The 25,558-nt window shown below is 59.8% G+C and carries 26 protein-coding genes; 12 read left to right on the top strand and 14 right to left on the bottom strand.

Annotated elements, in window-relative coordinates:
• Positions 1-103: 103 nt before the first annotated feature.
• Positions 104-1,045 carry a curved DNA-binding protein gene (gene cbpA / locus ACCD02_RS21880; RefSeq protein ID WP_413306433.1) on the bottom strand — a complete coding sequence of 314 codons (942 nt, stop codon included), beginning with the start codon at positions 1,043-1,045 and terminating at the stop codon, positions 104-106.
• A 302-nt stretch (positions 1,046-1,347) separates the two neighbouring features.
• Here cbpA and ACCD02_RS21875 point away from each other — a divergent pair, with 302 nt between their 5' ends.
• On the top strand, positions 1,348-2,613 hold the full coding sequence (locus ACCD02_RS21875) for an Hsp70 family protein (protein WP_413306431.1): 1,266 nt from the start codon (positions 1,348-1,350) through the stop codon (positions 2,611-2,613).
• A gap of 86 nt (positions 2,614-2,699) precedes the next feature.
• Here the strand turns inward: ACCD02_RS21875 and ACCD02_RS21870 are convergent, their stop codons facing one another.
• From ACCD02_RS21870 to ACCD02_RS21860, 3 genes are all read right to left on the bottom strand, one after another.
• Positions 2,700-3,710: an AI-2E family transporter gene (locus ACCD02_RS21870; protein ID WP_259110822.1), complete on the bottom strand. Its 1,011-nt coding sequence runs from the start codon at positions 3,708-3,710 to the stop codon at positions 2,700-2,702.
• A gap of 161 nt (positions 3,711-3,871) precedes the next feature.
• Positions 3,872-4,168: a PsiF family protein gene (locus ACCD02_RS21865; RefSeq protein WP_413306428.1), complete on the bottom strand. Its 297-nt coding sequence runs from the start codon at positions 4,166-4,168 to the stop codon at positions 3,872-3,874.
• 76 nt (positions 4,169-4,244) lie between these two features.
• Positions 4,245-5,051 (bottom strand): AraC family transcriptional regulator, encoded by an 807-nt coding sequence (locus ACCD02_RS21860; RefSeq protein ID WP_413306425.1) that lies wholly within the window; start codon positions 5,049-5,051, stop codon positions 4,245-4,247.
• Between the two features lie 95 nt (positions 5,052-5,146).
• Between ACCD02_RS21860 and ACCD02_RS21855 the strand changes: the two genes are divergently transcribed.
• The gene (locus ACCD02_RS21855) at positions 5,147-6,034 is read left to right on the top strand and encodes a DMT family transporter (RefSeq protein WP_413306422.1); all 888 of its coding nucleotides are present in this window, start codon (positions 5,147-5,149) and stop codon (positions 6,032-6,034) included.
• On the opposite strand, the gene ACCD02_RS21850 is transcribed toward ACCD02_RS21855, so the two are convergent.
• Complete coding sequence (locus tag ACCD02_RS21850; RefSeq protein ID WP_413306419.1) at positions 6,023-6,913, bottom strand: esterase/lipase family protein; 891 nt, start codon at positions 6,911-6,913, stop codon at positions 6,023-6,025. The two genes, ACCD02_RS21855 and ACCD02_RS21850, sit on opposite strands and share 12 nt — an antisense overlap.
• 169 nt (positions 6,914-7,082) lie before the next feature.
• Between ACCD02_RS21850 and osmE the strand changes: the two genes are divergently transcribed.
• The 3 genes from osmE to ACCD02_RS21835 all read left to right on the top strand — a co-directional run bounded on the left by osmE (position 7,083) and on the right by ACCD02_RS21835 (position 8,262).
• Complete coding sequence (gene osmE / locus ACCD02_RS21845; RefSeq protein ID WP_413306417.1) at positions 7,083-7,421, top strand: osmotically-inducible lipoprotein OsmE; 339 nt, start codon at positions 7,083-7,085, stop codon at positions 7,419-7,421.
• A 91-nt stretch (positions 7,422-7,512) separates the two neighbouring features.
• Positions 7,513-8,046, top strand: coding sequence for a ferritin-like domain-containing protein (locus tag ACCD02_RS21840; protein ID WP_413306414.1), 534 nt, complete (start codon positions 7,513-7,515; stop codon positions 8,044-8,046).
• Positions 8,047-8,139: 93 nt separating this feature from the next.
• Positions 8,140-8,262 (top strand): hypothetical protein, encoded by a 123-nt coding sequence (locus tag ACCD02_RS21835; RefSeq protein ID WP_413306411.1) that lies wholly within the window; start codon positions 8,140-8,142, stop codon positions 8,260-8,262.
• On the opposite strand, the gene ACCD02_RS21830 is transcribed toward ACCD02_RS21835, so the two are convergent.
• On the bottom strand, positions 8,256-10,322 hold the full coding sequence (locus ACCD02_RS21830; protein WP_413306408.1) for an AsmA family protein: 2,067 nt from the start codon (positions 10,320-10,322) through the stop codon (positions 8,256-8,258). The two genes, ACCD02_RS21835 and ACCD02_RS21830, sit on opposite strands and share 7 nt — an antisense overlap.
• 322 nt (positions 10,323-10,644) lie before the next feature.
• Between ACCD02_RS21830 and ACCD02_RS21825 the strand changes: the two genes are divergently transcribed.
• From ACCD02_RS21825 to ACCD02_RS21795, 7 genes are all read left to right on the top strand, one after another.
• Entirely contained in the window at positions 10,645-10,860 is a 216-nt protein-coding gene (locus tag ACCD02_RS21825) for a hypothetical protein (RefSeq protein WP_413306405.1), read from the top strand.
• A 115-nt stretch (positions 10,861-10,975) separates the two neighbouring features.
• Positions 10,976-11,608 (top strand): TetR family transcriptional regulator, encoded by a 633-nt coding sequence (locus ACCD02_RS21820; protein WP_413306402.1) that lies wholly within the window; start codon positions 10,976-10,978, stop codon positions 11,606-11,608.
• Positions 11,609-11,771: 163 nt separating this feature from the next.
• The gene (gene ureE, locus ACCD02_RS21815) at positions 11,772-12,272 is read left to right on the top strand and encodes an urease accessory protein UreE (protein WP_259110803.1); all 501 of its coding nucleotides are present in this window, start codon (positions 11,772-11,774) and stop codon (positions 12,270-12,272) included.
• Positions 12,269-12,943: an urease accessory protein UreF gene (locus tag ACCD02_RS21810; protein ID WP_413306398.1), complete on the top strand. Its 675-nt coding sequence runs from the start codon at positions 12,269-12,271 to the stop codon at positions 12,941-12,943. The genes ureE and ACCD02_RS21810 overlap by 4 nt, the downstream gene beginning before the upstream one ends.
• Positions 12,944-12,966: 23 nt before the next feature.
• Positions 12,967-13,584, top strand: a complete 618-nt coding sequence (ureG, locus tag ACCD02_RS21805; RefSeq protein WP_413306395.1) for an urease accessory protein UreG — start codon at positions 12,967-12,969, stop codon at positions 13,582-13,584.
• A gap of 24 nt (positions 13,585-13,608) precedes the next feature.
• Positions 13,609-14,181, top strand: a complete 573-nt coding sequence (locus tag ACCD02_RS21800; RefSeq protein ID WP_413306392.1) for a HupE/UreJ family protein — start codon at positions 13,609-13,611, stop codon at positions 14,179-14,181.
• A gap of 186 nt (positions 14,182-14,367) precedes the next feature.
• Positions 14,368-15,498, top strand: a complete 1,131-nt coding sequence (locus tag ACCD02_RS21795; protein WP_413306390.1) for an AGE family epimerase/isomerase — start codon at positions 14,368-14,370, stop codon at positions 15,496-15,498.
• 78 nt (positions 15,499-15,576) lie between these two features.
• On the opposite strand, the gene ACCD02_RS21790 is transcribed toward ACCD02_RS21795, so the two are convergent.
• The 8 genes from ACCD02_RS21790 to ACCD02_RS21755 all read right to left on the bottom strand — a co-directional run bounded on the left by ACCD02_RS21790 (position 15,577) and on the right by ACCD02_RS21755 (position 25,504).
• The gene (locus tag ACCD02_RS21790) at positions 15,577-16,341 is read right to left on the bottom strand and encodes an SDR family oxidoreductase (RefSeq protein ID WP_413306388.1); all 765 of its coding nucleotides are present in this window, start codon (positions 16,339-16,341) and stop codon (positions 15,577-15,579) included.
• 748 nt (positions 16,342-17,089) lie between these two features.
• Positions 17,090-17,806, bottom strand: a complete 717-nt coding sequence (locus ACCD02_RS21785; protein ID WP_413306385.1) for an ABC transporter ATP-binding protein — start codon at positions 17,804-17,806, stop codon at positions 17,090-17,092.
• The gene (locus ACCD02_RS21780; protein WP_413306382.1) at positions 17,803-18,678 is read right to left on the bottom strand and encodes an ABC transporter ATP-binding protein; all 876 of its coding nucleotides are present in this window, start codon (positions 18,676-18,678) and stop codon (positions 17,803-17,805) included. The genes ACCD02_RS21785 and ACCD02_RS21780 overlap by 4 nt, the downstream gene beginning before the upstream one ends.
• Positions 18,679-19,974, bottom strand: a complete 1,296-nt coding sequence (gene livM, locus ACCD02_RS21775) for a high-affinity branched-chain amino acid ABC transporter permease LivM (RefSeq protein ID WP_413306380.1) — start codon at positions 19,972-19,974, stop codon at positions 18,679-18,681.
• A 2-nt stretch (positions 19,975-19,976) separates the two neighbouring features.
• On the bottom strand, positions 19,977-20,891 hold the full coding sequence (locus tag ACCD02_RS21770; protein ID WP_413306377.1) for an ABC transporter permease subunit: 915 nt from the start codon (positions 20,889-20,891) through the stop codon (positions 19,977-19,979).
• A 185-nt stretch (positions 20,892-21,076) separates the two neighbouring features.
• Positions 21,077-22,210: an ABC transporter substrate-binding protein gene (locus ACCD02_RS21765; protein ID WP_413306374.1), complete on the bottom strand. Its 1,134-nt coding sequence runs from the start codon at positions 22,208-22,210 to the stop codon at positions 21,077-21,079.
• A 358-nt stretch (positions 22,211-22,568) separates the two neighbouring features.
• Positions 22,569-23,852 (bottom strand): NAD(P)/FAD-dependent oxidoreductase, encoded by a 1,284-nt coding sequence (locus ACCD02_RS21760; RefSeq protein WP_413306371.1) that lies wholly within the window; start codon positions 23,850-23,852, stop codon positions 22,569-22,571.
• Positions 23,853-24,013: 161 nt separating this feature from the next.
• Positions 24,014-25,504 carry an aldehyde dehydrogenase family protein gene (locus tag ACCD02_RS21755; protein WP_413306368.1) on the bottom strand — a complete coding sequence of 497 codons (1,491 nt, stop codon included), beginning with the start codon at positions 25,502-25,504 and terminating at the stop codon, positions 24,014-24,016.
• Between the last annotated feature and the right edge of the window lie 54 nt (positions 25,505-25,558).

Genomic DNA, 25,558 nt, shown 5'->3' with positions numbered 1-25,558 from the left:
GAAGAGGACCGTGCATCCGATAAATGTATCGTCTGCAAGACCTTATTCGCGGGCAAGCCTCGCTCCAACGCCCCTGCACAAACCCTGAAGGTCCGGCAACGGATCAGTTCCACTGCGCCCGCGGATCGAACCCAGCCTTGTCCGCCAGGGCCTTCCACAGGGCGCGGGTAGCGTCGTCAGTGGTCTTGGGCATGACGATCCTGATCTGTGCCAGCAGGTCGCCACGGCCGCCCTGCTTGTTCTGCAAGCCATTGCCTTTGACCCGCAAGCGCTGGCCGTTCTGGCTATCGGGGCGGATGGTCAGGTTGATCTTGCCGGTCAGGGTCGGTACCGCGACCTTGGTGCCGAGCACGGCTTCCCAAGGCGCCAAGGGCACACTGATGACCAGGTCATGGCCTTCGATCTCGAAGCGCGGATGCGGGGCCAGGCGGATGGTCAGGTACAGATCGCCATTTTCACCACCGGAAACGCCCGGTGCGCCCTGGCCCTTGAGGCGGATGCGTTCGCCATCGACCACACCGACCGGGATCTTCACGTTCAGGGTCTTGGTGATATCAGCCATGCGCTGGCCCGCCGCGTTGTGCTGCGGCACTTTGAAGCTGACCTGCTTGGACTCGGTGGCCAGGGTCTCTTCGAGGAAGATCGCCAGGTCCATCTCGACATCCTGGCCCTTGCGCGCCTGGCTACGTGGTCGACCGCCGCCCGCACCTTGCCCACGACCACCAAAGATCGAGCTGAAGAACTCGGAGAAGTCCGCATTGCTCTCATAGGCGCCCGCACCGGTGCGGCTCTGCCAGCCCGGTGGCGTTTGAAATGGCCGGCCTTGTTGGCCGTATTTGCGGATTTCGTCGTACTCGGCGCGCTTTTCCGCGTCACCCAGCACTTCGTAGGCTTCACCGGCTTCCTTGAACTTGTCCTCGGCCCCGGCTTCTTTGCTCACATCAGGGTGATACTTGCGGGCCAACTTGCGGTACGCGGCCTTGATGGCCTTCTCGTCCGCAGTCGGGTCAACCCCAAGAATCTTGTAATAGTCTTTGAAATCCATCGAGTGGTTACCATCCTCAGGTTTCCAGCAGCCAGACGCCTTCGAGCTTTGCGCAGCGCATCTGCTTCATTGAAAGGGCATCTGGATCAATTGGCGTTGAAGTGTATCGGCAGCCGAACACGCTGACTTGAAGCCTCGCACGTTCGTCGCCCGGGAATGCCTTCAAGATTGGGGGTCAAAGCCCTTAGTTCAAGTCAGGCGATGAAATACAGATAAGTTTGTATTCCCGATGTTTCGCCCTACGCATCCGGCCTGCACTGACATACACTGCGCGGCCGTTTTTTGACTGGAACGTAAAAGACATGAATGACCAATCCCCGGCCCGTGCCTGCGGTATCGACTTTGGCACGTCCAATTCCACGGTCGGCTGGCTGCGACCTGGCGTGGAATCGCTGATTGCGCTGGAGGACGACAAGATCACCCTGCCTTCGGTGGTGTTCTTCAACATGGAAGAACGTCGCCCGGTGTACGGCCGCCTGGCCCTGCACGAGTACCTGGAGGGTTACGAAGGCCGGCTGATGCGCTCGCTCAAGAGCCTGCTGGGCTCCAAGCTTATCAAGCACGACACTAGCGTGCTGGGCACGGCGATGCCGTTCAAGGACCTGCTGGGGCTGTTTATCGGCGAGTTGAAGAAGCGCGCCGAAACCACCGCAGGCCGTGAGTTCGAAGAGGTGGTACTGGGCCGCCCGGTGCATTTCGTCGATGACGACATCGCCGCCGACCAGGACGCCGAGGACACCCTGGCCGAAGTGGCGCGCAAGATCGGCTTCAAGGAAGTTTCGTTCCAGTACGAGCCCATCGCAGCGGCCTTTGACTACGAGTCGACCATTACCGGTGAAGAACTGGTGTTGATCGTCGACATCGGCGGCGGTACCTCGGACTTCTCCCTGGTGCGCCTGTCACCGGATCGACGTTTCTATGATGACCGTCACGAAGACATTCTGGCCACCGGCGGCGTGCACATCGGCGGGACTGACTTCGACAAACAGCTAAGCCTGCAAGGCGTGATGCCACTGTTCGGCTATGGCAGCCGCATGAAAAGCGGTGCCTATATGCCGACCAGCACCCACATCAACCTGGCGACCTGGCACACCATCAACTCGGTGTACTCGCAGAAATCCCAACTGGCGTTGGGCAGCATGCGCTACGACATCGAAGACACCCAGGGCATCGATCGCCTGTTCAAGCTGATTGATCAGCGCGCCGGGCACTGGCTGGCGATGGAAGTGGAAGAAACCAAGATCCAGCTGACCCACAACGAAAGCCGCCACCTGCCGATGGACCGCATCGAAGCGGGCCTGAGCGTGGATTTGAGCCGGGTGATGTTCGAAGCCGCCATCGACGCGCTGCTGGAGCGGGTGCGCAACAGCGTGACCGAATTGCTGGTCAAGGCGGGCGCAAGGGTCGATCAGGTCAATACGGTGTTCTTCACCGGCGGTTCCAGCGGCATCCCGGCGCTGCGCAACAGCATCTCGGCGATGCTGCCCAATGCCCGCCATGTGGAAGGCAATATCTTTGGCAGCATCGGCAGCGGCCTGGCGATCGAGGCGAAGAAGCGTTACGGCTGATTGCTCAATGGTTTCTTGTGGGACCGGCTTCAGCCGGGAAGTCGCATTCCCGGCTAAAGCCGGTCCCACATTGTTTTACATCTGCCTCAAACCAACTGCGCGTTACGCAACTCGCTCTTGAGATAGGCGTAATAAATCGGCCCTGCCACCACCCCCGGCAGGCCGAACGCCGATTCGAAAATCAGCATCGCCAGCAGCAGCTCCCACGACTTGGCATTGATCTGCCCGCCGACAATCCGCGCGTTGAGGAAGTACTCGACCTTGTGGATCACTATCAGATAGCCCAACGCCGCCAACGCGACCCAGATCGACAGCGACAGGCCGACGATAAAAATCAGGGTGTTGGACATCAGGTTGCCTACCACCGGCAGCAGGCCGAGCAGGAAGGTCAGGGCGATCAGGGTCTTGGTCAGTGGCAGATGGATGCCGCACAACGGCAGGACAACCGCCAGGAACACCGAGGTAAACGCGGTGTTGAGCAGGGAAATCTTGATCTGGGCAAAAACGATATTGCGAAATGCGCTGCTGAGCAGGCTGAGACGGTCAAATAACGCAGCGGCCAAGGGCTTGCGGGTATGTACTTCGGAAATCTTCTGCAAGGCAATGATCGCCCCCAGCACCATACCGATCAGCAAGGTGACGAAGGTATGCGCCGCACCTTTGCCAAGGCTTTGCAGCTCGCCGACGTGGCGTTTGAGCCACTCGCCCAGTGACACCTGGAACTCGGCAGCGCTGGCGGGCAAGTAGTTATCGATCATCGGCGGCAACTGACCACGGGCGCGGTCTACCAGGGTCATGAATTTGTCGAGAAAGGCGCCGGGGTTTTCCGCCTCATGCAGGACAAAGCTGATGGCGGCAGCGAAAATCAGCGCCAACACGCTCACCACCAAAGTCCCCAGCAAGGCCACCGCCACCCAACGGGCGCGCTCCCCTGCAACCAGCCGCTGCAACAGCGGGGTCAGCATGTTCACCAGTTCGTAGACAAGAAGCCCTGCCAGCAGGCTGGGCAGCAAGGTCAGCGGCATGACCAGAAGCAAGCCGCCAATGATGATGACCCAACTGGCCAACAAGACCTGACGTGAAGAAAACGTTGGCATAGCCCTTCGAACCCGCAGCGTAAAGAGGTGGGCAGTCTGCCAGCGTTCCGGGGCGAGAACCAGTCATCTGATGAGTGAGAGTGAAAGCGCGTTTTTCAAGCCAACCCTGACGCCATCAAGGTTGGCGCGGCTTTGCTGTCGGCCAGGCTATCCGTGAAGAATTATTTCTTCTTGAGACAGTCACTCATGAAGGTCTTGCGCGCATCGCCCTTGAGCGCCTTACTCGCAGCATCAGCATTGCAGGACTTCATTTTTTCCTGCTGCGGGGTAAGTGCAGTCGCCGCAGGGGCGGCCTTGAGGCAGGTGCTCATGAAGGTCTTGCGTTCATCGCCCTTGAGCGACTTTGCCGTAGCATCGGCATTGCAGGTGGTCATTTTGTTTTGTTGCGCGGTGGCGGCAAAGCCCTGAGTACCCATGAGCAGGCCCACGCACAACAGAGAAACACGCAATAGCTTCATCGATCCATCTCCCAGACCGCTGCGCCGGTCAGCGCAGTCTGTCTTCAAGTGTAGTCAACAAATGTTGCGAGACATGTCAGGCGTGGCTGCCGCCCTGGCGACGGTACTGTTCCGGCGTGCAACCGGCCTGGCGCTGGAACATGGCGATAAAAGCCGAGGCGCTGCTGTAACCCATGTCGAAGGCGATTTCCTGAACTGTGCGGCGAGTATCCAACGCTTCGATGGCTGCCAGAAAGCGCAACCGCTGACGCCAGTCACCAAAGCTCATGCCCAGTTCGCGCAGACACTGGCGGGCCAGGGTGCGCTCACTCACGTAAACCTGTTGCGCCCATTCGGCCAGGGTGCGGTTGTCGCTGGGGTCGCTTTGCAGTGCCTGCATCACCAAAGCCAGGCCGGAGCTTTGCGCGTAGGGCAGATAGCGCGTCTGCAGCGGTGCACTACGCAACTGGTCGATCAGCACCTGCGCCAGGCGAATATCAGCGGGCGTCTCAGGGATGCGCACATCGCGTTCGGCGAAATCACCGAAGATGGCCCGCAGAATCGCGCCGATCTCAAGGGTGCAAGGCTCACCCGGAAAATCAGCGCACTGCTCGCTGGCAATGTAGACCGAGCGATAGACCACAGCATCGCGCATATAACAGCTGTGCTCCATGCCTGGCGGCACCCAGACGCCATATTGCGGCGGCGACAGGAAGCGCTGGCCGCCGACTTCGATTTGCATCACGCCACGGGAGGCGTAGTTGAGCTGGCCCCAGGTATGGCTGTGCGGGTCGCTGTAACTGTCGGCATCAAACTCGCCGTAGCGCAGATAAATGAACAGCGGCTGGTCGAAATCCAGGCCACTGACCGGCTCTCTGGGCATGTTGACGATCTTTGTGGCCATGATGTCCGTCTTGAGTGGCTGATTGTCCGAAACGGAGTATAGCCAGCTAACCAGACAGGCAGATACTCCGGGTTCATTACGGAGACGCTTCATTCATGTCTTATCTGCTTCCCCTGTTGACGGTCCTGATCTGGGCCGGCAATACCCTTGTCACCAAGGCCAGCGCCGGGGCCATCGGACCGTCGGAGATCGGCTTTTATCGCTGGCTGCTGGCGGCGCTGCTGTTTACACCCTTCCTGATCCTGCCGGTCTGGCGCAATCGTGCAGCGATCAAGCCGGTGCTGGGCAAGGTCATAGTCCTGGCCGCCCTGGGCATGGCCCTCTTTCAAAGCCTGGCCTACTTCGCGGCGGGCATCACCTCGGCTACTAACATGGCCATCATTCCGTCGCTGATTCCGATCATGGCGCTGCTGATGGCCTCGGTGGTGCTCGGTTCGCAACTGACCTGGGGGGCGCTCATCGGCGCGCTGATTTCGGTGGCCGGGGTACTGGAAGTGGTGTCGGCCGGGCATATCGGCAATCTGGCCCATCAAGGGCTGAATCTGGGTGATGCCATGCTGCTGTTGGCCGCCTTGGCGTTTGCGGTCTATAGCATCCTGTTGCGCAAATGGCAGCTGCGTTTGCCGCCGTTGCAACTGCTGTATCTACAGGCCGTGGCGGCAACCATCATGCTGCTGCCGATGTTCCTGCTGACGCCACGGGTCGGGCTGAACATGCACAATATCGCGCTGGTGCTGTATGCCGGTATCCCCACCTCAATGCTCGCGCCGTTGCTGTGGATGCAGTCGATCGCCCGTCTGGGGCCGGAGCGCACCACCCTGTTCTTCAACCTGCTGCCGATTGTCACGGTGGTTGCGGCGGCGCTGATTCTGGGCGAACAACTGGCATCCTTTCACTTGCTCGGCGGCGGCCTGACCCTGGCCGGGGTGATCCTCGCCGAACGCTGGCGCACGCCACTGCGCCCGGTGGCGCTACAGCCCTGAGGCCTTCAACCGCCCAGCGTGTTGCATAAACAGGCCGACCGGATCGGCACCCTTGCCGACCATGCCGAAGTGCTGGTTGACGATATCGAAGTGGTCCAGGGGGTAGTCGGAGCCGATCACCGTCCCCAGATGCGAGCTGTAGCGCCCGACCATGCCGTCACATTGTTCGCGCTCGTGGGCAAAGGCATGGGCAAAGAAGCGGCAGGTCAGGTTGCTGCCATCAAAGCGATTACGGCCCCGGTCGCTGCGCCCGGGCTGCAGGGTCCCGGACCAGGAGTAGTAACGCACGCCGTTGACCAGTTCTTCGCCCTGCCCGCCCCAGGTCCGGGGCAGGCCCTGGGGATACCGGCAGTTAAACTCGGCAACGCCACGGGTGGTCAGGGACCTGTGCGATGCGTCGATATCCATGGGCAGCCGCGGCCCGCGATAACCGGTCTCCAGCAGGCCCAGCAACCAGACTGACATGCCCAGTACCACATTGAGCACGCCATTGCCCAAGCTGCCCAGGGGAAAACGCCGCTCCAGATAATCGGCCAGTTCCGAGCCATGATTGGGCCCGGCCACCGAGGTGACCGACGCCACCCGTTCAGGATGTCGCGCCGCCACATAACGACTGGTCAGCGCGCCATGACTATGGCCGATCAGATTGACCTTTTCTGCACCCGTTTCACGCAGGACGTCTTCGATGGCCGCCAGTAGCTGTTCGCCCCGCACTTCGGTGGAGTGCATCGCCGAAACCATCACCGGATAGACCTTGGCCCCGCCCCGGCGCAACGCCTTGACGATGCCGAACCAGTACGGATAAAACCCCAGCCGCACAAATCCCAGCATGCCTGGCACCAGCAGCAAGGGATAACGGGTAGCCTGATCTTCTGCCATGAACACGTCCTTAGCGACCATCCGTCCAGTATCAGCGCTGATGATGACAAAACCAGCGTCGTGGCAAACTAATACTTGATCGCCACCCCAGCATCGAACTCTTGCGCAACATCATGGCTCAAACCGGTATCGGGCCCAATCTTGCGGCTCTTTCCCATGAGTAACCACCATGTACAAGCAAACCCTAGCCGCCCTTGTCGTCCTGGCCACCCTTACCGGCTGTAGCCACAGTCAGGTGCAGAACCCGGTGGACTACCTGACCTATCGCAGTCAGCCGCTGGTCAAGCAGGTCGAGCTGGGCATGAATGAACAGCAGGTCCTGACCATCGGTGGAGAACCGTCCAGCCGAGTGCTGCGCAAGGCCTATCCCGGCACCTGCAATAACTACGTGTTGAGCAAGGACGGCAAACAGCAGGTGTATTACGTGTCCTTCAACGATATCGGCAAAGTCGACAGCAAGGGCTTCATGACCTGTGAGCAGCACGAGAAGAATCAGCGGTCGAACTAATCCGAACTATTGCGTTGCGCCAGGACTCACAAGTTAGACCGCTCAGGCCAAAGAGCCTGAAGGATAACCGTACACGCCATGGAGACACCTGATGAGTAATGTGCAGCAATTATCCGATGTGAACACCCTTCGCCAGCGTGCGCGCCAGAATGTCGAGAACGGTGCAGTGACTGAAGGCTATAACGCCGACCGCGAAACCATCCTGCGGTTGCTTAATGAGTCGCTGGCCACTGAACTGGTCTGCGTGTTGCGCTATAAACGCCACCACTATATGGCCACCGGCCTGAAAGCCAGTGTTGCGGCAGCAGAGTTTCTTGAGCACGCCCAGCAGGAAGCACAGCACGCCGATCAGTTGGCCGAGCGTATCGTACAGCTGGGCGGCGAGCCGGAGTTCAACCCCGACACCCTGTCGAAAAACTCCCACGCGCAGTATGTCGCGGGCAACACCTTGAAAGAGATGGTCTACGAGGATCTGGTGGCCGAGCGTATCGCGGTCGACAGCTACCGGGAAATCATTCAGTTCATCGGTGACCAGGACCCGACCACCCGCCGCATCTTCGAAGATATCCTCGCTCAGGAAGAAGAACATGCCGACGATATGGCCGATATTCTGAAAGATCTGTAAGACGTTTGCTTCACACCAAGGCCGCGATTGGATTCCTCATCTGATCGCGGCCTTCGTCGTTTGTACGCCATGAAAATCGAATGAAACTCATGCATGAGCCGGCTTGCTGGCGATGGCATCAGCTCGGTCACCGCCCCCAATGCGAGCGTTCCGGACTCGATCGCCCGCAAGCCGGCTCTACAGATCGGTGTTGCCCTGAGCACTCGACCTTACTGAACCGTCTTCGGCGCTTTCCCCGCCCGCATCTGCTCCAGCAGCGGTGCACACTGGTTGGGTTCGCCGCCACTAGGCGCAACCAATGCCAGCAAGCCAGCCGCTGGCCCGGCAACCACCCCCAGCGCCACCATGCCCGCGCCGCGCAACAGCAACGGCCCGCTCTCGACACCGGCATTGGGCTTGGCGAACGTGCCCTTCACATACAGCGGCGAGCGCAGGGAGAACACGCGAAAGCCCTTGGATTCAGGACTGATCTTCAGGTCCAGTTGCTCGCTCTTCATATTCACCGTGCCGTCGATATAAATGATCGCGTTCTCGGTATCGAAGACAAACAGTCGCGGCGTCACCAGGCCATCCTTGATGCCAAAATCGGAGGCTGCGCAGTTGATCTTCACTTCCTTGTCGCCAAACATTTTGCCGACTACATAGTTGCCCACGTTCAGCCCGGCGATTTCCATCAGGCCGCGACTGACTGCCCCGTCGTTGACCAGCAACTTCAAATTGCCATTGGCGGTGCCGAGCAAATCAGCGACCGAGTTGCCACGGCCACTGAAATCGGCGTCGCCATTGAGCTCACCAAAACTGGTTTTCATGGGTTCGAACGTCGGAAACAGTTGCTTGAGCTTGAAGTTGCGCGCTGTCAGCCTGATCTGCGCCTGAAGCGGCTGGCTATGGCCATCGAATTGCATATCGGCATCAAGCTTGCCGCCGGCCACGCCAAAGCGCAGCGGTTGCAGCTTGAGCTGGCCGTCGTTGAGCACAATGTGGGTATAGAGGTCGGTGAACGGTAACTCGGGGCTTTTCACAATTTTCTTGCCGGTGAATTCGACGTCTGCATCCATGGCCGCCCAGCGATCGGTCTCGAATTTTTGCACCGGCAACACCTTGCCCACCGGTTGCTGGCTGGCGCCGCCGCGCTTCTTCTGATCGGCGTTGGAATCGGCACCAATCAGCGGCGCCAGGTCGGTGAACAACAATTGTTCGGAGACCAGTTTGCCAGTCAACTTGGGCCGCGGTTGGCTGGCGACGAAGCCCAGATCGCCATGGATATCACTCTGGCCGATCTTGCCGTTGAAGCCTTGGTAACTGAAATTCATGCCCGCCGAGTCGTGCAATTTGGCGATCAGATGACCGTCCGTAGCGTACGCAGGGGACTCCGGCAGAGTGACACCCGTCAATGGATAGAGGTTGCCCAGGCTGCTGCCCGAGAGTTTCAGGCGCAGATCCAGGGCACCAAGATTCTGCGGGTCGGTCAAGGTGCCAGCAACGGCAATCCGGGTATCGCCCACCTGTACATCAGCCTGAACCGGGAACGGCTGCGCGGCGTCCTTCAAGGCCAGCAGGCCACCAGTCTTACCGGTGCCCTTGAGAGCCTGGCCATGATATTGGCCCTGAACGCTCAGGCCAAAAGCGTAGTCCTGGGGCGAAGCACCTTTTGCCTGGGCCTTTTTCGCTTCTTTGTCGCCGACGATGTCGCTGAAGGGAATGGGTTTGCCCAGCGGATCGATCACCAGATCCAGCTGGGTCTTGAGGGTCTGGTCATTCAGGCTGACCACGCCCTTATCGAACTTGATGGCGCCGATATCCACTTCCCAGCTGGACGGCTTGGCATTGGGATCAGCCTTGGGCAAATCGAACACCCAGTTTGCGCGGCCATCGGCCAGGCGCTCCAGACGCGCCTCAGGACCGGTCAGATCGATGCGCGGGATGACCACACGCTGCGTCAGCAAAGGCAAGGGCGCCAGGCGCAGCTCGGCACGCTTGAGGGTGACCATTTGCGGATTTTTCGACCAGTCCGGATTACCCAGACTCAGGTCTTCAGCAATCACGTGCGGCCACGGCACCCAGGCTCGCCAGCCTCCCTCGTCCGGCTCCCGAGCCCAGACCACGGCCAGGTTGCCGTTGATGGCGAAAGGCCGATGCAGCTCGGCCGCGACTTTTTCGTTGATAGTGGGCTTGAGCCTGTTCCAGTCAAATGTGGCGATAACGACGATCAGGACGACCAGAACCAGCAGCAGGATGCCGCTACTCCAGGCAAGAATTTTTCGACTGCGCGTCATGCGTGCCTCTCCCAATAACAAACGGCCTTCTGCGGCAGCTTGCGTACGACTTTGTTGTTCGACTGATTAAAGCGCCAAGGGTTTGATTGGATTGCCTGTTTTTAGCAATCCAGCCAAAAAGCGCCGTGATGAAGCACCCTTTCGCGAAAACTCACCATCGCAGCGCAAAAGCAAACCCCTGCACGCCACGATTCACGGGGCTTTGGTACAACAATCAATTTCGTCGATTGTTACCATTAATTTTTTGTAATTTTGCATCGACAGATTGCGCGTAATATTGCCGCTGTACCCAATTAAATGCCCTATTGAGAAGCACCCTTCCATGAAACTCCCTCTGTTGCTCAGCCTGTCCCTTTCCATTTTTGCGACCAGCGCCATCGCCATGCCTGTGGCTGAACAAGCGCCGTGCGCCGAAATGAAAGCCGGTTCGCAGGCTGGGCATGTACACGTCGCGCAGGAAGACTGCATCAGCCGTCAGTACAAGCGTGTAGCCGAACATGATCCTGAGCGTGTGGTCCAGCAGTATCAGCGCGTCTGAGACCTCCAAGATTCCTGTGGGGCCCCACAGATGTACGCCGTTAGTCATAGATCGACTCTCTTCCGGCACATTTGCTAGAGTGCCGCACCCTCTCCTCGCAGAATTCAGCCGTCCCATGCTGCCTCGCGCCGAACAGAAACAGCAGACCCGCCATGCCTTGCTCGACGCCGCTCGCAGCCTGATGGAGAGCGGGCGCGGGTTTGGCAGCCTGAGCCTGCGGGAAGTCGCACGCACGGCGGGTATCGTACCCACAGGTTTCTATCGCCACTTCGATGATATGGATCAACTCGGTCTGGCCCTGGTCAGCGAGGTCGGTCAGACCTTTCGCGAAACCCTGCGCATGGTGCGTCACAATGAAGTGTTGCTGGGTGGCATCACCGATGCCTCGGTACGCATCTTCCTCGATGTAGTGGCGGCCAATCGCTCGCAGTTCCTGTTTCTTGCGCGCGAGCAGTACGGCGGTTCGGTGCGGGTACGTCAGGCCCTGGCGGCCTTGCGTGAAGGCATCAGCACTGATCTGGCGGCCGACCTTGGCAACATGATCCGCTGGCAACACCTGGATGCCGCCGCACTGTCGATCATCGCCGACCTGGTGGTGCGCAGCGTATTTGCCATGCTTCCGGAGCTGATCGACCCGCCACCGGCCACCCTGCCCCAACACCTCACCCCCGAAGCCAAAATCACCCAGCAGTTGCGCTTTATCTTTATTGGCGCGAAGCACTGGCAGGGACTGGGCAGCACCGAGTGATCGACCATTAGCACCATATAGGTGCGCTAGCATTTGCCAAGCACCAATATCTGACAGAAATCGCCGCAAAGGCTCGCGATCCGTCAGCCATTTCCTACACCCTGCACTGTTGGCAAGCCCCTTGCTCTAACTTGAAGCATCGCAATCAGCCGGATGCCCCTCAATGTTGGTGATTCATCAGAGAATCGAACCCCAGGCCGAATGGGCTGCCGAGTTGCACCTTAACTTCGAGGCGCGCAGCAAGAGTCGTCTGCGCTGTTTCAGTGCCGACGGCGAAGATGTCGGCCTGTTCCTCGAACGCGGTCAGCAGCCACTGCGCGACGGTGAATTCCTCAAGGCTGAAGATGGCCGCATCGTGCGCGTCTGCGCCCGTCCCGAACAATTGATGCATGTTACCTGCTCCAACGCTTTCGAACTGACCCGCGCGGCCTACCATTTGGGCAACCGCCATGTGGCCCTGCAAGTCGGTGACGGCTGGCTGCGCTTGCTCGATGACTATGTACTCAAGGCCATGCTTGATCAGTTGGGCGCTCATACCGAATCCATCGAGGCACCATTCCAGCCGGAACATGGCGCCTACGGTGGCGGCCATCACCACTCCCGCGCCGGAGAAGAAGACTTCAACTACCCGCCGCGCCTGCACCAGTTTGGTGTGCGCAAGTGAATAGGGCCTGGGCCTTGTTGCGCCTGGCGAGCCCCCAGCTGCCGATTGGCGGCTACAGCTATTCCCAGGGCCTGGAAATGGCCGTCGAGCAAGGCATCGTCAACAACCCGGCCAGTGCCGGGCGCTGGATTGCCGATCAACTGCTGCTGAACCTCGCCCGTTTCGAGGCGCCCTTGCTGTACGCCCATTGCCGCGCCGCTGCCGAGAATGACTGGGGCCAGTTGCTGCAATTGAGTGAAGAGCACCGGGCCAGCCGGGAAAGCCGCGAACTGCACCTGGAAAGTCGGCAAATGGGTTACTCCCTGCAACAGTTGCTGTTGGGCCTGCCAGAGCTGGATCAGGCCGCACGGGACTTTCTCACCCAGACAGCCGAACCACACCTGGCCCTGGGCTGGGCCCTGGCTGCACGGGCCTGGCAGATCGCGCCGGCTGACGCCCTCGCCGCGTGGCTGTGGAGCTGGCTGGAAAACCAGTTGGCCGTGCTCATGAAAACCCTGCCCCTGGGCCAGCAAGCCGCACAGCGCCTGACCAGTGAGCTCTTGCCCCTGCTCGAACAGGCGCAGCAACACGCCACCACTCTCGATCCATGCCATATCGGCAGCGCCAGCTTCGGCCTGTCCCTGGCAAGCATGGCTCATGAACGTCAATACAGCCGGTTGTTCCGGTCCTGATCAGCCTCTCAATGGAGAACTCAATGAACAGCCAACCCCTGCGTGTAGGCATTGGCGGCCCGGTCGGTTCGGGCAAGACCGCCCTGACCCTGGCCCTGTGCCTGGCCCTGCGCGATCGCTATAACCTGGCGGTCGTGACCAACGATATTTACACCCGCGAAGACGCCGACTTTCTGGTGCGCAATGAGGCACTGGCGCCGGAACGCATCATTGGCGTGGAAACCGGCGGCTGCCCGCACACGGCGATTCGCGAAGACGCCTCAATCAATCTGGAAGCCGTGGATCAGTTGAACCGCCGCTTCGAAGGCCTGGACCTGATCATTGTCGAGTCCGGTGGCGACAACCTGTCCGCCACCTTCAGCCCCGAGCTGTCTGACCTGACCATTTATGTGATCGATGTGTCGGCAGGGGACAAGCTGCCACGCAAGGGCGGCCCGGGCATCTGCAAGTCCGACCTGCTGGTGATCAACAAGATCGATCTCGCCCCGCTGGTTGGCGCGTCTCTCGAAATGATGGACAGCGACACCAGACGCATGCGCGGCGACAAGCCTTTTGTCTTCAGCAACCAGAAAACCGGCCAGGGTCTGGAGCAGATCATTGCCTTTATCGAACGCCAGGGTCTGCTGACCCAGGCCGCCTGATTCCCTCTCTCAAGGAAGTTGTCCATGACCTATAAAAAAGCCCTTGCCACCCTCGCCCTGCTGCTCGCCCCGGCCCTGGCCTTCGCCCACCCCGGCCACGACGAAAGCGGCCTGCTGGCCGGCGTCAGCCACCCCTTGAGCGGCATCGACCACTTGCTGGCGATGATCGCCGTGGGCCTGTGGGCCGCCCAACAGAAAGGCGCCGCACGCTGGGCACTGCCGTGCGCCTTCGTCGCCACCATGCTGCTTGGTGGCGTACTGGGCTTTGAAGGCCTGGCGTTGCCGGGCCTGGAAACCGGCATCGCTGCCTCGGTAATGGCCCTGGGCATGGCCGTAGCACTGGCCGTACGTCCGCCGCTGTTCATGGCTGTCGCCGCCACCGCGCTATTCGCCCTGTTCCACGGCGTCGCCCACGGTAACGAACTGCCGCAAATGGCCAGCCCATGGGCCTACGCCGCAGGTTTCGTCGCCGCCACCGCCGCGCTGCATGCCGCTGGCTACGCGGTAGTGCGCGTGCTGCCACAGGCGGCTGCTCCACTGGTGCGCGTGGCAGGTGCGTTGTCTGCTGCGGTGGGTGTGTGGTTGATGGTGGGGTAAACCGCCGACCTCTTTACCAGGCGTATAAAAAATCCGCTGTCAGTTCGCTGCCAGCGGATTTTTTGTCGCTGGATATTTGTGGGGTGGGGTAGATAGCGAAAATTCATTAACTGACAAAGCCATTCGCACCCACAGGGCCAGCGCGCTACCATGTCGCGCAATTCGACCCTGCCGTGACACCCGCCAATGTCTGATGTCTCTCGTTCCGCCTCCCAGCCTGAAGTGACCGCCCTGTTCGCGGCCGTGCAGAAACATTTCCTGCAGGTCATCGTACCGCTGTGGCAGGAGTCCGGTTGGAATACTCAGCTCGCCCTGCCCTATGAAGCCGTCGATAGTCAGCATGCGCCCCTGCCGCCGCAGCGCTATCGGGCCATGGCCTGTGCCCGGCAGCTGTTTGTATTTTCCAGTCTGATTGGCCAGGTTTGCGGCGCTGACGTGCGCGCTGCGGCGTTGTTTCGTTCATTACAACGGCATTTCCACGATGCCGAGCACGGCGGCTGGTTCTACAGCATCGACCCGCAGGGCGCCCCCCTGGATCGGCGCAAGGATCTCTACACCCACGCGTTCATTATCTTTGCCTGTGCCCATTACTGGGCCAGGGTGCGTGAGCCGCTGGTGGAGTCGGTGCTCAACGCCGCCCTCAACGTGGTCGCCGAGCGTTTTGCCGATGGCACCGGGCTTTATGAAGCCGTACTTGACGAAGACTGGTCGAGTCTGGACAGCGGCCCGTTGCAGAACCCGCTGATGCACTTGGCCGAAGCCTTCCTTGCGACGGTATCGGTACGCGAAGACGCCACCACCCTGAGAGCGCTGGATGAGTTGGCCGAGGCCATGCAGCAACGTTTTATCGACCCGGCCAGCGGGCTGATGCTGGAGAAACCAAGGGGTGCTGTGGATAACTGGTATGAACCGGGCCATCAGTTCGAGTGGTTCTATCTGCTGGAGTCGTCCGGGCACCTGCGCGGCAGCGCACTGCACGGGTCGCTGAGCCGGTCATTCGCGCTTGCCGAAGCACAGGGTGTCGACCCGCTGAACGGCGCGGTCACGGCGATGCTGGAGATCGACGGCACGGTGCGGGATGCGACCCAACGCATCTGGGCCCAGGCCGAGTACCTGCGCGCCCTGGCGCTGCGGCCGAACGCTGATCAGCGCGTTGCGCAGCTATTGCAGGCCCTGCAACAGCGCTTCCTGCATGCCAAGGGCTGGCATGAGTGCCTGGACGCCGATGGCCAGGTCAGCCGCAGCGACATGCCGTCCACTACGCCTTATCACCTGGCGACCTGCTATCTGGGGTTGGCCGAGTATCTTGCAGCCTGACGATCCAACTGAAACTCCATAGTTCTTTGTGGGACCGGCTTTAGCCGGCCCCACACCAGACCTGCGTCAAACTGTTGATCAGCCCCGCGAACGATCAATCGAGAAGCCCGCCCAGGTCTGACTGACCGGCATCAGTTCCAGGCTGTTGATATTGACGTGGGCCGGGGTATTGAGGATCCAGAAGATGGTGTCGGCAATATCCTGCGGCTGGATCGGCTCGGCACCGGCGTAGGTGGCGTCGTACTTGGCCTGGTCACCGCCAAAGCGCACCAGGGAGAACTCGCTTTCGCACAGACCCGGCTCCAGGTTGGTCACACGTACGCCTGTGCCGATCAGGTCGTTGCGCAGGTTCAGGGAGAACTGGCCGACGAACGCCTTGGTACCGCCATAAACATTGCCACCCGGATACGGGTAGTTGCCCGCCACGGAACCCAGGTTGACGATACTGGCACCACGACCATGAGCAATAAGGCGCGGCAGCAGCAGCCGCGTGGCGTAGACCAGACCCTTGACGTTGGTGTCGATCATGGTGTCCCAGTCGTCCAGGTCGCATTTCGGCGCCGGATCGATACCCAAAGCCAGACCGGCGTTGTTGATCAGCCCGCGGATCTTGGCGAACTCTTCCGGCAGACCGGCAATGGCGCTCTCCATGGCCCCACGGTCGCGCACGTCGACCACCAGGGTATGCACCTTGGTCTGCTTCGACAATTCGGCTTTCAGAGCGCTCAGACGCTCTTCACGGCGCCCGGTCAGGATCAGTGACCAGCCGGCTTCGGCAAAACGGCGGGCACAGGCTTCGCCAAACCCGGAGGTGGCACCAGTGATGAATACGGTGGAAGTCATTTCATTCTCCTGAAAAGGCGCGAGGACGACGCAATCGAGGGGCGTCGGGCGCAAATGGGAAGGCCCAGCAGAATGCCCGGCGAGACAGGTTCACGGCAAGTCTGTGGGTAAAAAAACCATTCCCGACGCCAGGCTGATCAAAAAACATCCAACATCGGCAAAGCCACGTCCCGCCTGACGTGCACAGGGTTTTGCCCACCTTATCCACAGTCAGGCCCACAATAACCGTGGGCAACTGCAATTGCCCACAGGCAGCAGGTTTGGCGGGCTGTACGGCATTCGCACTTGACGTGGACCAGTCATTTGATAAAGGCATATGGCCTTGTGCCTGTTGCCATTACCGGGCGAGTACCTGCCAGCCAGTAACTACGCCACTCAGCGGGCTCTTTCCAACGCTTGCCCACAGAGTTATCCACAGGCTTTTCGAGTCACTTACCTGTATGAACGACCAGTTCAAAAGGCATTGACAAAGACTCTCGAAATACCGTCCAAAATCACTGATCAAAAAACAAACAACAGCCCACAGGCCACGTAAATCAAGGGCTGTAGACAGCTACCACCATGTTATTCACAGCCCACTCCACAGTAATCCTGAACAAGTCAAAAGCGTGACAAAACAACTGTTTGCAGCGCCTTTATGTCGCATTGCCAGGCTGCGTCAAAATTGTTTTCCACAAGTGGCGAAAAACAACGCCCCGAGTGTTTTGCACTCGGGGCGTGGGGTAAAAACAGGCGTTTCTTGACGAAATCAGTGACCGCCCAGATAGGCGTTCCTAACCTCTTCATTGACCAACAATTCCTGCCCGGTTCCGCTCAGACGGATCTCACCGTTGACCATCACATAGGCGCGATCAGACAGCTTGAGCGCGTGGTTGGCGTTCTGCTCGACCAGGAAGATGGTCATGCCGGTTTTTGCCAGTTCGCGCAGCGTCGAGAAGATCTGCTTTACGATGATCGGCGCCAGGCCCAGGCTCGGCTCATCCAGCAGCAACAGCTTGGGACGGCTCATCAGGGCACGGGCGATGGCGAGCATCTGCTGCTCGCCGCCGGACATGGTCATGGCGCGCTGATTACGACGCTCTTTCAGGCGCGGGAACAGCTCGAACATGCGCTGCATGTCTTCGCTGGAATGTTTGTCGCCGATGGGGATAGTGCCCATCATCAGGTTTTCCTCGACCGACATGTCGGGGAACACCCGGCGACCTTCCGGCGATTGCGCAATACCATTGGAGGCGATGTAGTGGGAGGACTTCTGGGTGATGTCGACACCCTGATAGATAATCTGCCCCGCAGCAGCTCGTGGCTGGCCGAAGATCGACATCAGCAGGGTGGATTTGCCCGCACCGTTGGAGCCGATCAGGCTCACGGTTTCGCCTTCATTAATGTGCATCGAGACTTTTTTCAGGGCCTGGATAGGCCCGTAGTACACGTCGATCTCTTTCAGTTCGAGGATCGGCTTGCTCATACCAATTCCTCTTCATCAGCGCCCAGATACGCAGCGATCACCTTCGGATCGTTACGAATCTGTTCCGGCCCGCCCATGGCAATCACGTTGCCGTGGTCGAGCACCACAATATCGTCGGAGATGCCCATGACCATGCCCATGTCGTGCTCGATCAGCACGATGGTCATGTCGTGTTCGTCGCGCAGCAGGCGGATCATGCCGCTCAGCGCTTCGGTTTCCTGGGGGTTGAGGCCTGCTGCCGGTTCGTCCAGGCAGATCACCTGTGGCCGCGTGCACATGGCCCGGGCGATTTCCAGGCGGCGCTGCTGGCCGTAGGACAGTTCACCGGCCAGGCGGTTGGCGCAATCCACCAGATCAACCACTTCCAGCCAGTAGAACGCCGTGTTCATGGCGTCATCTTCGGCCTTGCGGTAGCCCTTGGTGTTGAGGATGCCCGCGATCATGCTGCGGTTGACCCACATGTGCTGGGCCACCAGCAGGTTCTCGATCACCGACATTTCCTTGAACAGGCGAATGTTCTGGAAGGTCCGGGCCATGCCCGCGCGGTTGATCAGGTGCGTACCGCCGAACATCTTGTAGTACAGGCGGTTGACGAAGCGTTTGGGCGACAGGAAGTCCGCGACCTGGAATTGCTCGCCGAGCAACTGGATCACGTTGGTCTGCTTGCCCTTGGCATTGAGCTGGATGCGCCCGCCTGTGGCCTTATAGAAGCCGGTCAGGCAGTTGAAGACCGTGGTCTTGCCCGCGCCGTTTGGGCCGATCAGGGCGAAGATCGAGTTGCGACGTACTTTCAGGCTGACATCGCTCAGCGCCTTGATGCCGCCGAAGTGCATCATCAGGTTTTCGACGGACAGGACGATTTCATCACTCATTTACACGCCCTCCGGTTTAGCCAACACACCCTTGCGTGGGCGCACGCCGGTACGGCTGATACGAATCAGGCCGCGTGGTCGCCAGATCATCATCAACACCATCAGGATACCGAACAGCAGCACGCGATATTCGGCGAAGCTGCGCAGCATCTCCGGAGCAACGGTCAGTACAAAGGCTGCGATCACCACACCAATGGTGGAACCCATGCCGCCCAGTACAACGATGGCCAGGATCAGCGCCGACTCGAAGAAGGTGAACGAGGTCGGGTTGACGAAGCCCTGGTACGAGGCGAAGAACACCCCGGCCAGACCGGCGGTAGAGGCGCCGATAGTGAACGCCGAGAGCTTGACCAGTACGTGGTTCAGGCCCATTGAACGGCAGGCGATCTCATCTTCACGCAGCGCTTCCCAGGCACGGCCGATCGGCATGCGGGTCAGGCGATGCTTGATATACAGCACGGCCAGTACAACCAGAAACAGCACGGCGTAAATGAAGATGAATTTCAGGTCCGGGTTGTATTCGAAACCGAAGTATTCGTGGATTGGAATGCCTCCATCCTTGGCCCGACGGCCGAACTCCAGGCCGAAGAAAGTCGGCGAAGGCACCGGCACGCCGTTCGGACCACCGGTAAACGACAGCCAGTTATTGAGGATCAGTCGAATGATTTCGCCGAAACCCAGTGTCACGATGGCCAGATAGTCGCCGTGCATACGCAGGACCGGGAAGCCGAGGATGCAACCGGCCAGCGCCGCCGCAATCGCCGCCAGCGGCAGGGCCGACCAGAAACCCAGCCCAAGGTACTGATAGCCCAGAGCCAGACCGTAAGCGCCGATTGCATAGAACGCCACGTAGCCAAGGTCGAGCAGGCCCGCCAGGCCGACCACGATGTTCAGGCCCAGGCCCAGCAACACGTAAACCAGGCCGAGAATGACCACGGTGAGGACGTATTTGTCGGCAAAGATCGGGAATACGACGGCAATCACGATCATCAGCGGGATGATGTAACGCAGGCGCGTCTTGTAATCGTGGGGCAGTACATGCACGCCTGATCCGGCGGTCTCGAAGCTTTGCGTGATGTTGCGGCCCTTGGGCGTTTGCAGAAACAGGCTGATCAGGAAACGCCCGACCATGACCACGCCAACCAGCGCAGCCACACGGACAGGTTGGGTATTGAAGCCGTAACCGTCCAGGACGATGCCAACGATCGGGCCGAACACGATCAGCGCCAGCAGGCCGGCAATCACCGCGTCGATCAGGCTTTGTTTGATATCGATGGGTTTGACAGGAGCAGACATGGTTATACCTTCGCCACGAGTGGGCGACCCAGCAGGCCTTGAGGACGGAAGATCAGGATCACGACCAGCAGGCCGAAACTGAACACATCCTTGTAATCAGAGTTGATCAGACCGGAGAACTGCGACTCGGCAACCCCCAGGATCAACCCACCGAGCATCGCACCGGGCAATGAACCGATCCCGCCCAGTACCGCTGCGGTGAAGGCCTTGATGCCGATGACGAAACCGGCGAAAAAGTCGAAAGTGCCGTAGTTCATGGTAATCAGCACACCGGCCAGTGCAGCCATGGCGGCGCCGATAACGAAGACGTAGGAAATGACGCGGTCGGTGTTGATCCCCAGGATCGACGCCATCTTGCGGTCCTGCTGGGTGGCGCGGCACATACGGCCGAGCTTGGTGTACTTGATGATGTAGGTCAGTACGCCCATGCCGATAAAGGCGGCAATCAGAATGAATATCTTGGTGTAGGTAATCTGGACAAAACCGGTCCCGATTTCAAAACGCCAGGCACCTTCGAGCAGGGTCGGTACGCCTTGTTGGCGCGGGCCCTGGGCGATCTGTGCATAGTTCTGCAGGATCAGGGAAATGCCGATGGCGCTGATCAGGGGCGCCAGGCGCGTCGAGTTGCGCAGGGGCTTGTAGGCCACCCGTTCAATGACGAAGCCGTAAACACCGGTCACCACGATGGTGAAGATCAGCGTGCCGAGAATCAGGAAAGGGAACGACTCGATACCGAAGAATGACAGGACTGCCAGGCCGATGGCCGCCAGGTAAGCCGAGATCATGTATACATCGCCGTGGGCGAAGTTGATCATGCCAATGATGCCGTAGACCATCGTGTAACCGATAGCGATCAGGCCGTAGACCGAACCGAGGGTCAGGCCGTTGACCATTTGTTGCAGGAAAATACCATCCATCACGCACGCTCACGAACTTGAAGGGCCACGCCGGAACCGGTCTGGGACTCCCTCGTGAGGAGTGCCGGGACGCAGGCAATGACTACATAAGAAATCCGGGGCTACAGGGCGCAGCACCCATGACCGGGCCTTGCTGTTGCGTGGCGCAACGCCACGCAACAGCCGGTCCGACTTAAGCGCTCAACTTACTTCTGTTTTTCGAGCTGATGGTATTTACCGTCTTTGTCCCACTGGTAAACCACGTAGTCAGAGATTTTCAGGTCGCCTTTGGAGTCCCAGTTTTTCTCACCCATGACGGTTTTCACCGAATGAGCCTTGAGCCACTTGGCAGCGTCTTCGCCCTTGTTCGACTTGGCGCCATTGAAACCGGCAGCCAGCGCCTGAACCGAAGCGTAAGCGTAGAGGGTGTAGCCTTCAGGCTCGTAGCCCGACTTGCGGAAGGTTTCAACCACGGCCTTGCTGTCTGGCAACAGACGCGGGTCGGCGCCGAAGGTCATGTACACGCCGTCGACGTATTGAGCGCCGCCTGCGGTGGTGACCAGTTCGTCAGTCACGATGCCGTCATCGGACATGAACTTGACGTCTTTCAAGCCTTGCTCACGCAGTTGACGAACCAGAGGACCGGCTTCCGGGTGCAGGCCACCGAAATAGACCACGTCAGCACCGGTACTGCGGATTTTGGTCACCAGGGCGCTGAAGTCTTTCTCGCCACGGGTCAGACCCTCTTCCAGCACTGGCTTGACGCCGCGCTTGGTCAGTTGCTTGGCAGTAGCGTCAGCCAGGCCTTTGCCGTAGGTGTCTTTGTCGTTGATGACCGCGACTTTCTTGCCCTTGAGCACGTCGACGATATAGTCACCGGCCACAATGCCTTGCTGGTCGTCACGACCGCACATGCGGAACATTGCGCCCAGGCCACGCTCGGTGACAGTCGGGTTGGTGGAACCCGGGGTGATCGCGATGATGCCCGCTTCGTCATAGACCTCGGAAGCCGGGATAGTCGAGGACGAGCAGAAGTGACCGACCACGCCTGCTACTTTGTCCGACGCGGCCTTGTTGGCAACGGCAACGGCCTGTTTCGGCTCGCAGGCATCGTCGTAGGCGGTCAACACAATTTTCTCGCCGTTAACGCCGCCAGCAGCGTTGATCGCGTCCGCTGCGGCCTGAGCGCCGCTCATGTACTGCTTGCCGAACGAAGCATTGGCACCGGTCATCGGGCCTGCTACGCCGATCTTGACGTCTGCCTGGGCAAACGCCGACACGCCCAATGCAGTAGCGACTGCGATTGCCAGAAAACCTTTCCTGTAAAACGTCTGCGACATGAGTTGGTGCTCCTGAGGTTTTTTAGTTAGCACTGCGACTACGGGGATTGCTCAGAGCAAGCGCCGTGCCATCACTTTTTTATTCTGAAAAAAGTCGCGATTTTGTTGATATCGGCCGTTTCGAGCCTTTCCCATCGGGACGTACAACCTGTAGGAATGCGACAGGTGCAACCTCTCGACAAAAAAGAGCAACCCTGGCAAATAAACATTGCAACCGGACCTTCCCTCTGCGTACAACCTGACTGTAACAGGGTGCGTCACCGAAATGCACACCCACGGTGCGGACCCGCTACGGGACGCACCATTTGAGGTTAGTGGGTGTGCAAAAAAGTGCCGCTCAACTTGACCAAATTGACACTCAAATGACAATTCGCAGGCATTGGCCCGCGTGATAGAGCGAGAAGCCCGCCTCGTAGAAAGCACTGCGCAGGCCCACCCCGACCAGCGGCGCCATTGGCGTGAACGGAATTGGCAGCACTTTGGCATCGCCGGTACACAGGTAATCGGCAAAGGCTTTGCCGACCACCGTGCCCGTGGTGTTGCCGCGACCGTTATAGCCGGTGACCGCAACCAGGCCGGGAGCCGGCTCGAACATGCGCAATAAGTGGTCAGGGGTGAAAGAAATGCAGCCCGTCCAGGTGCACTCCCACTCGACATTCTTCAGATACGGGTAGTAATGCTGCTGTACCCGGTCGGCCCAGGCCTTGAGGAACCAGCCTGGCTTCTGATTGCCATTGCCCAGGCTGCCCAGCAACAGGCGACCATCGGCGTCACGACGAATGCTGCTCAGCACCTGACGGGTATCCCAGGAGCCCTGGCCAAAGGGCAGGATCTGCGCAGCCGCGTCACCGCTGAGCGGCACCGAAGCGACCTGATAGTAATAGCCGGGGAAAAAGCTGCGGCGCAGCTCGGTCCATTCGCCCTCGGTGTAGGCGTTGGAAGCGATCACCACCTGATTGGCCATGACCGCACCGTTTTCAGTGACGACGCACCAACGTTCACCCTGACGCTCAAGACGAGTGACCGGCGAATGGTCGTAGCGCCTGCCGCCCAGTGTTTCCACGGCCCTGGCCAGGCCGCTGGTGTAGGCCATCGGATTGATTGTCCCGGCGCGGCGGTCAAGCAAGGCACTGGTGATCTGCCTGGTGCCGGTGGCTTCCTCGCAGGCCTTGCCAGTCAACAGTTCCACGGGGGCGCCACGACGCTTCCACTGCTCCTCGCGACTGCGCAGATCAGCGCCGCCACGGGCGTTATGGGCCATGTGCAATGTACCCTCACGGCGCGCCTGGCAATCAATACCGTATTTTTCGATGAGGCTGAACACCAGTGACGGTGCGCCGCCGAGCATGCTGTTCAACTGACTGCCGACGGCTTCGCCGAATCCGGCTTCGATATCGTCCGGTGGAATCCACAGACCGGCGTTGACCAGCCCCACATTGCGCCCCGAGCCGCCCTGGCCGGTGCGATGGGCTTCGACGATAACGACGCTCTTGCCCTGTTCCAACAGATGAATCGCGGCAGAAAGCCCGGTAATGCCTGCGCCGATAACACAGACATCAGCCGTGACTTCCCCTTTCAACGCCAACGCATCAGGCCTCTGCGGCGTCAGCGTTTCCCATAGACATTCTTCGCGTAGCGACATCGCAAAACCCCGGAAAGAGACAACGATGAGTTCATTTGAATACCGTGGGACCGGCTTTAGCCAGGAAGACAATTGTACAGACGATAGAAACGTATCGATCCTGTCTGCGTCTTCCCGGCTAAAGCCGGTCCCACATCAGCCCTGCATCTGCGCCATCTCAATCAGTCGAAGGTAATACCCTGCGCCAATGGCAGTTCGCGGGAGTAGTTCACGGTCGCGGTCTGGCGACGCATGTAGCCTTTCCACGAATCCGAACCGGACTCACGACCACCGCCGGTTTCCTTCTCGCCACCAAAGGCCCCGCCGATTTCCGCGCCGCTCGGGCCGATGTTGACGTTGGCGATGCCGCAGTCGCTGCCCACGGCCGAGATAAACGACTCGGCTTCACGCACGTCGGTGGTGAAGATGCACGAGGACAGGCCCTGCGGTACTTCGTTGTTCAGGCGCACGGCATCGCTGAACGCTTCGTAGCCAATCACATAAAGAATCGGCGCGAAGGTTTCGTGGCGGACCACGGCGCTTTGCTCAGGCATTTCGACGATGGCAGGCGACACGTAGTAAGCGTTAGGGAAAGTGTCCTGCAACTGACGCTCGCCACCGAACACGGTGCCACCTTCGCTGCGCGCCTGGTCCAGCGCGTCCTGCATGCCCTGGAAGCTTTGCTGGTCGATCAGCGGGCCGATCAGGTTACCTTCCAGCGGGTGACCGATGCGGACTTTCGAGTAAGCGGTTTTCAGACGCGAAACGAAGTCAGCCTTGACCGATTCGTGTGCAATCAGGCGACGCAAAGTGGTGCAACGCTGACCGGCGGTACCAACGGCGCTGAACAACACTGCGCGCACGGCCAGGTCAAGGTCGGCACTTGGCGTTAGGATCATGGCGTTGTTGCCGCCCAGTTCGAGAATGCTGCGGGCAAAACGCGCGGCGATCTTCGGCGCCACTTCACGGCCCATGCGGGTGCTGCCGGTAGCACTGATCAGAGCGACGCGCGGGTCATCGACCAGAGCTTCACCGGCATCGCGGCCGCCAATGATCACTTGAGCCAGGTAAGGCGGGGCATCCGGGAAGTCCTTGGCGACGCGATCGAACAGCGCCTGACAGGCCAGACCGGTCAGCGGGGTCTTTTCCGACGGTTTCCAGATCACCGAGTTGCCGCAAACCAGAGCCAGGGCGGTGTTCCAGGACCAGACGGCCACCGGGAAGTTGAACGCACTGATTACGCCGACCACACCCAGCGGGTGCCAGGTTTCACGCATGTGGTGGCCCGGGCGCTCGGAAGCGATGGTCAAGCCGTACAGCTGGCGGGACAGACCGACGGCAAAGTCGCAGATGTCGATCATTTCCTGCACTTCACCCAGGCCTTCCTGAGTGATCTTGCCCGCTTCCCAGGACACCAACTCGCCCAGGTCGGTCTTGTATTTGCGCAGCGCTTCGCCAAACAGGCGGATCAGCTCGCCACGACGCGGGGCCGGAACCTTGCGCCAGGCATCGAAAGCCGCATCGGCACGGGTCACCTGTTGCTCGACTTCAGCGGCACCTTGCCAGGTCACAGCGCCGATACGCTCGCCGTTGATCGGTGTGTGTACAGGCTTGTCGCCCTTCTGATACAGGGCTGGGTCGACACCGAGACGGGTTAGCAGGTCGGTAAGCATGGTGGCTCCTTTGATTGCAGAATTCGGGAAAATCTTCAGGCTCTAGTAATAGCC

Origin of the sequence: Pseudomonas sp. Pseusp88 (assembly GCF_047303955.1) — a bacterium.
Classification (GTDB): domain Bacteria; phylum Pseudomonadota; class Gammaproteobacteria; order Pseudomonadales; family Pseudomonadaceae; genus Aquipseudomonas.
The sequence above is the reverse complement of the archived record's forward strand: the minus strand, read 5'-3'. Positions and strand labels throughout refer to the sequence as shown.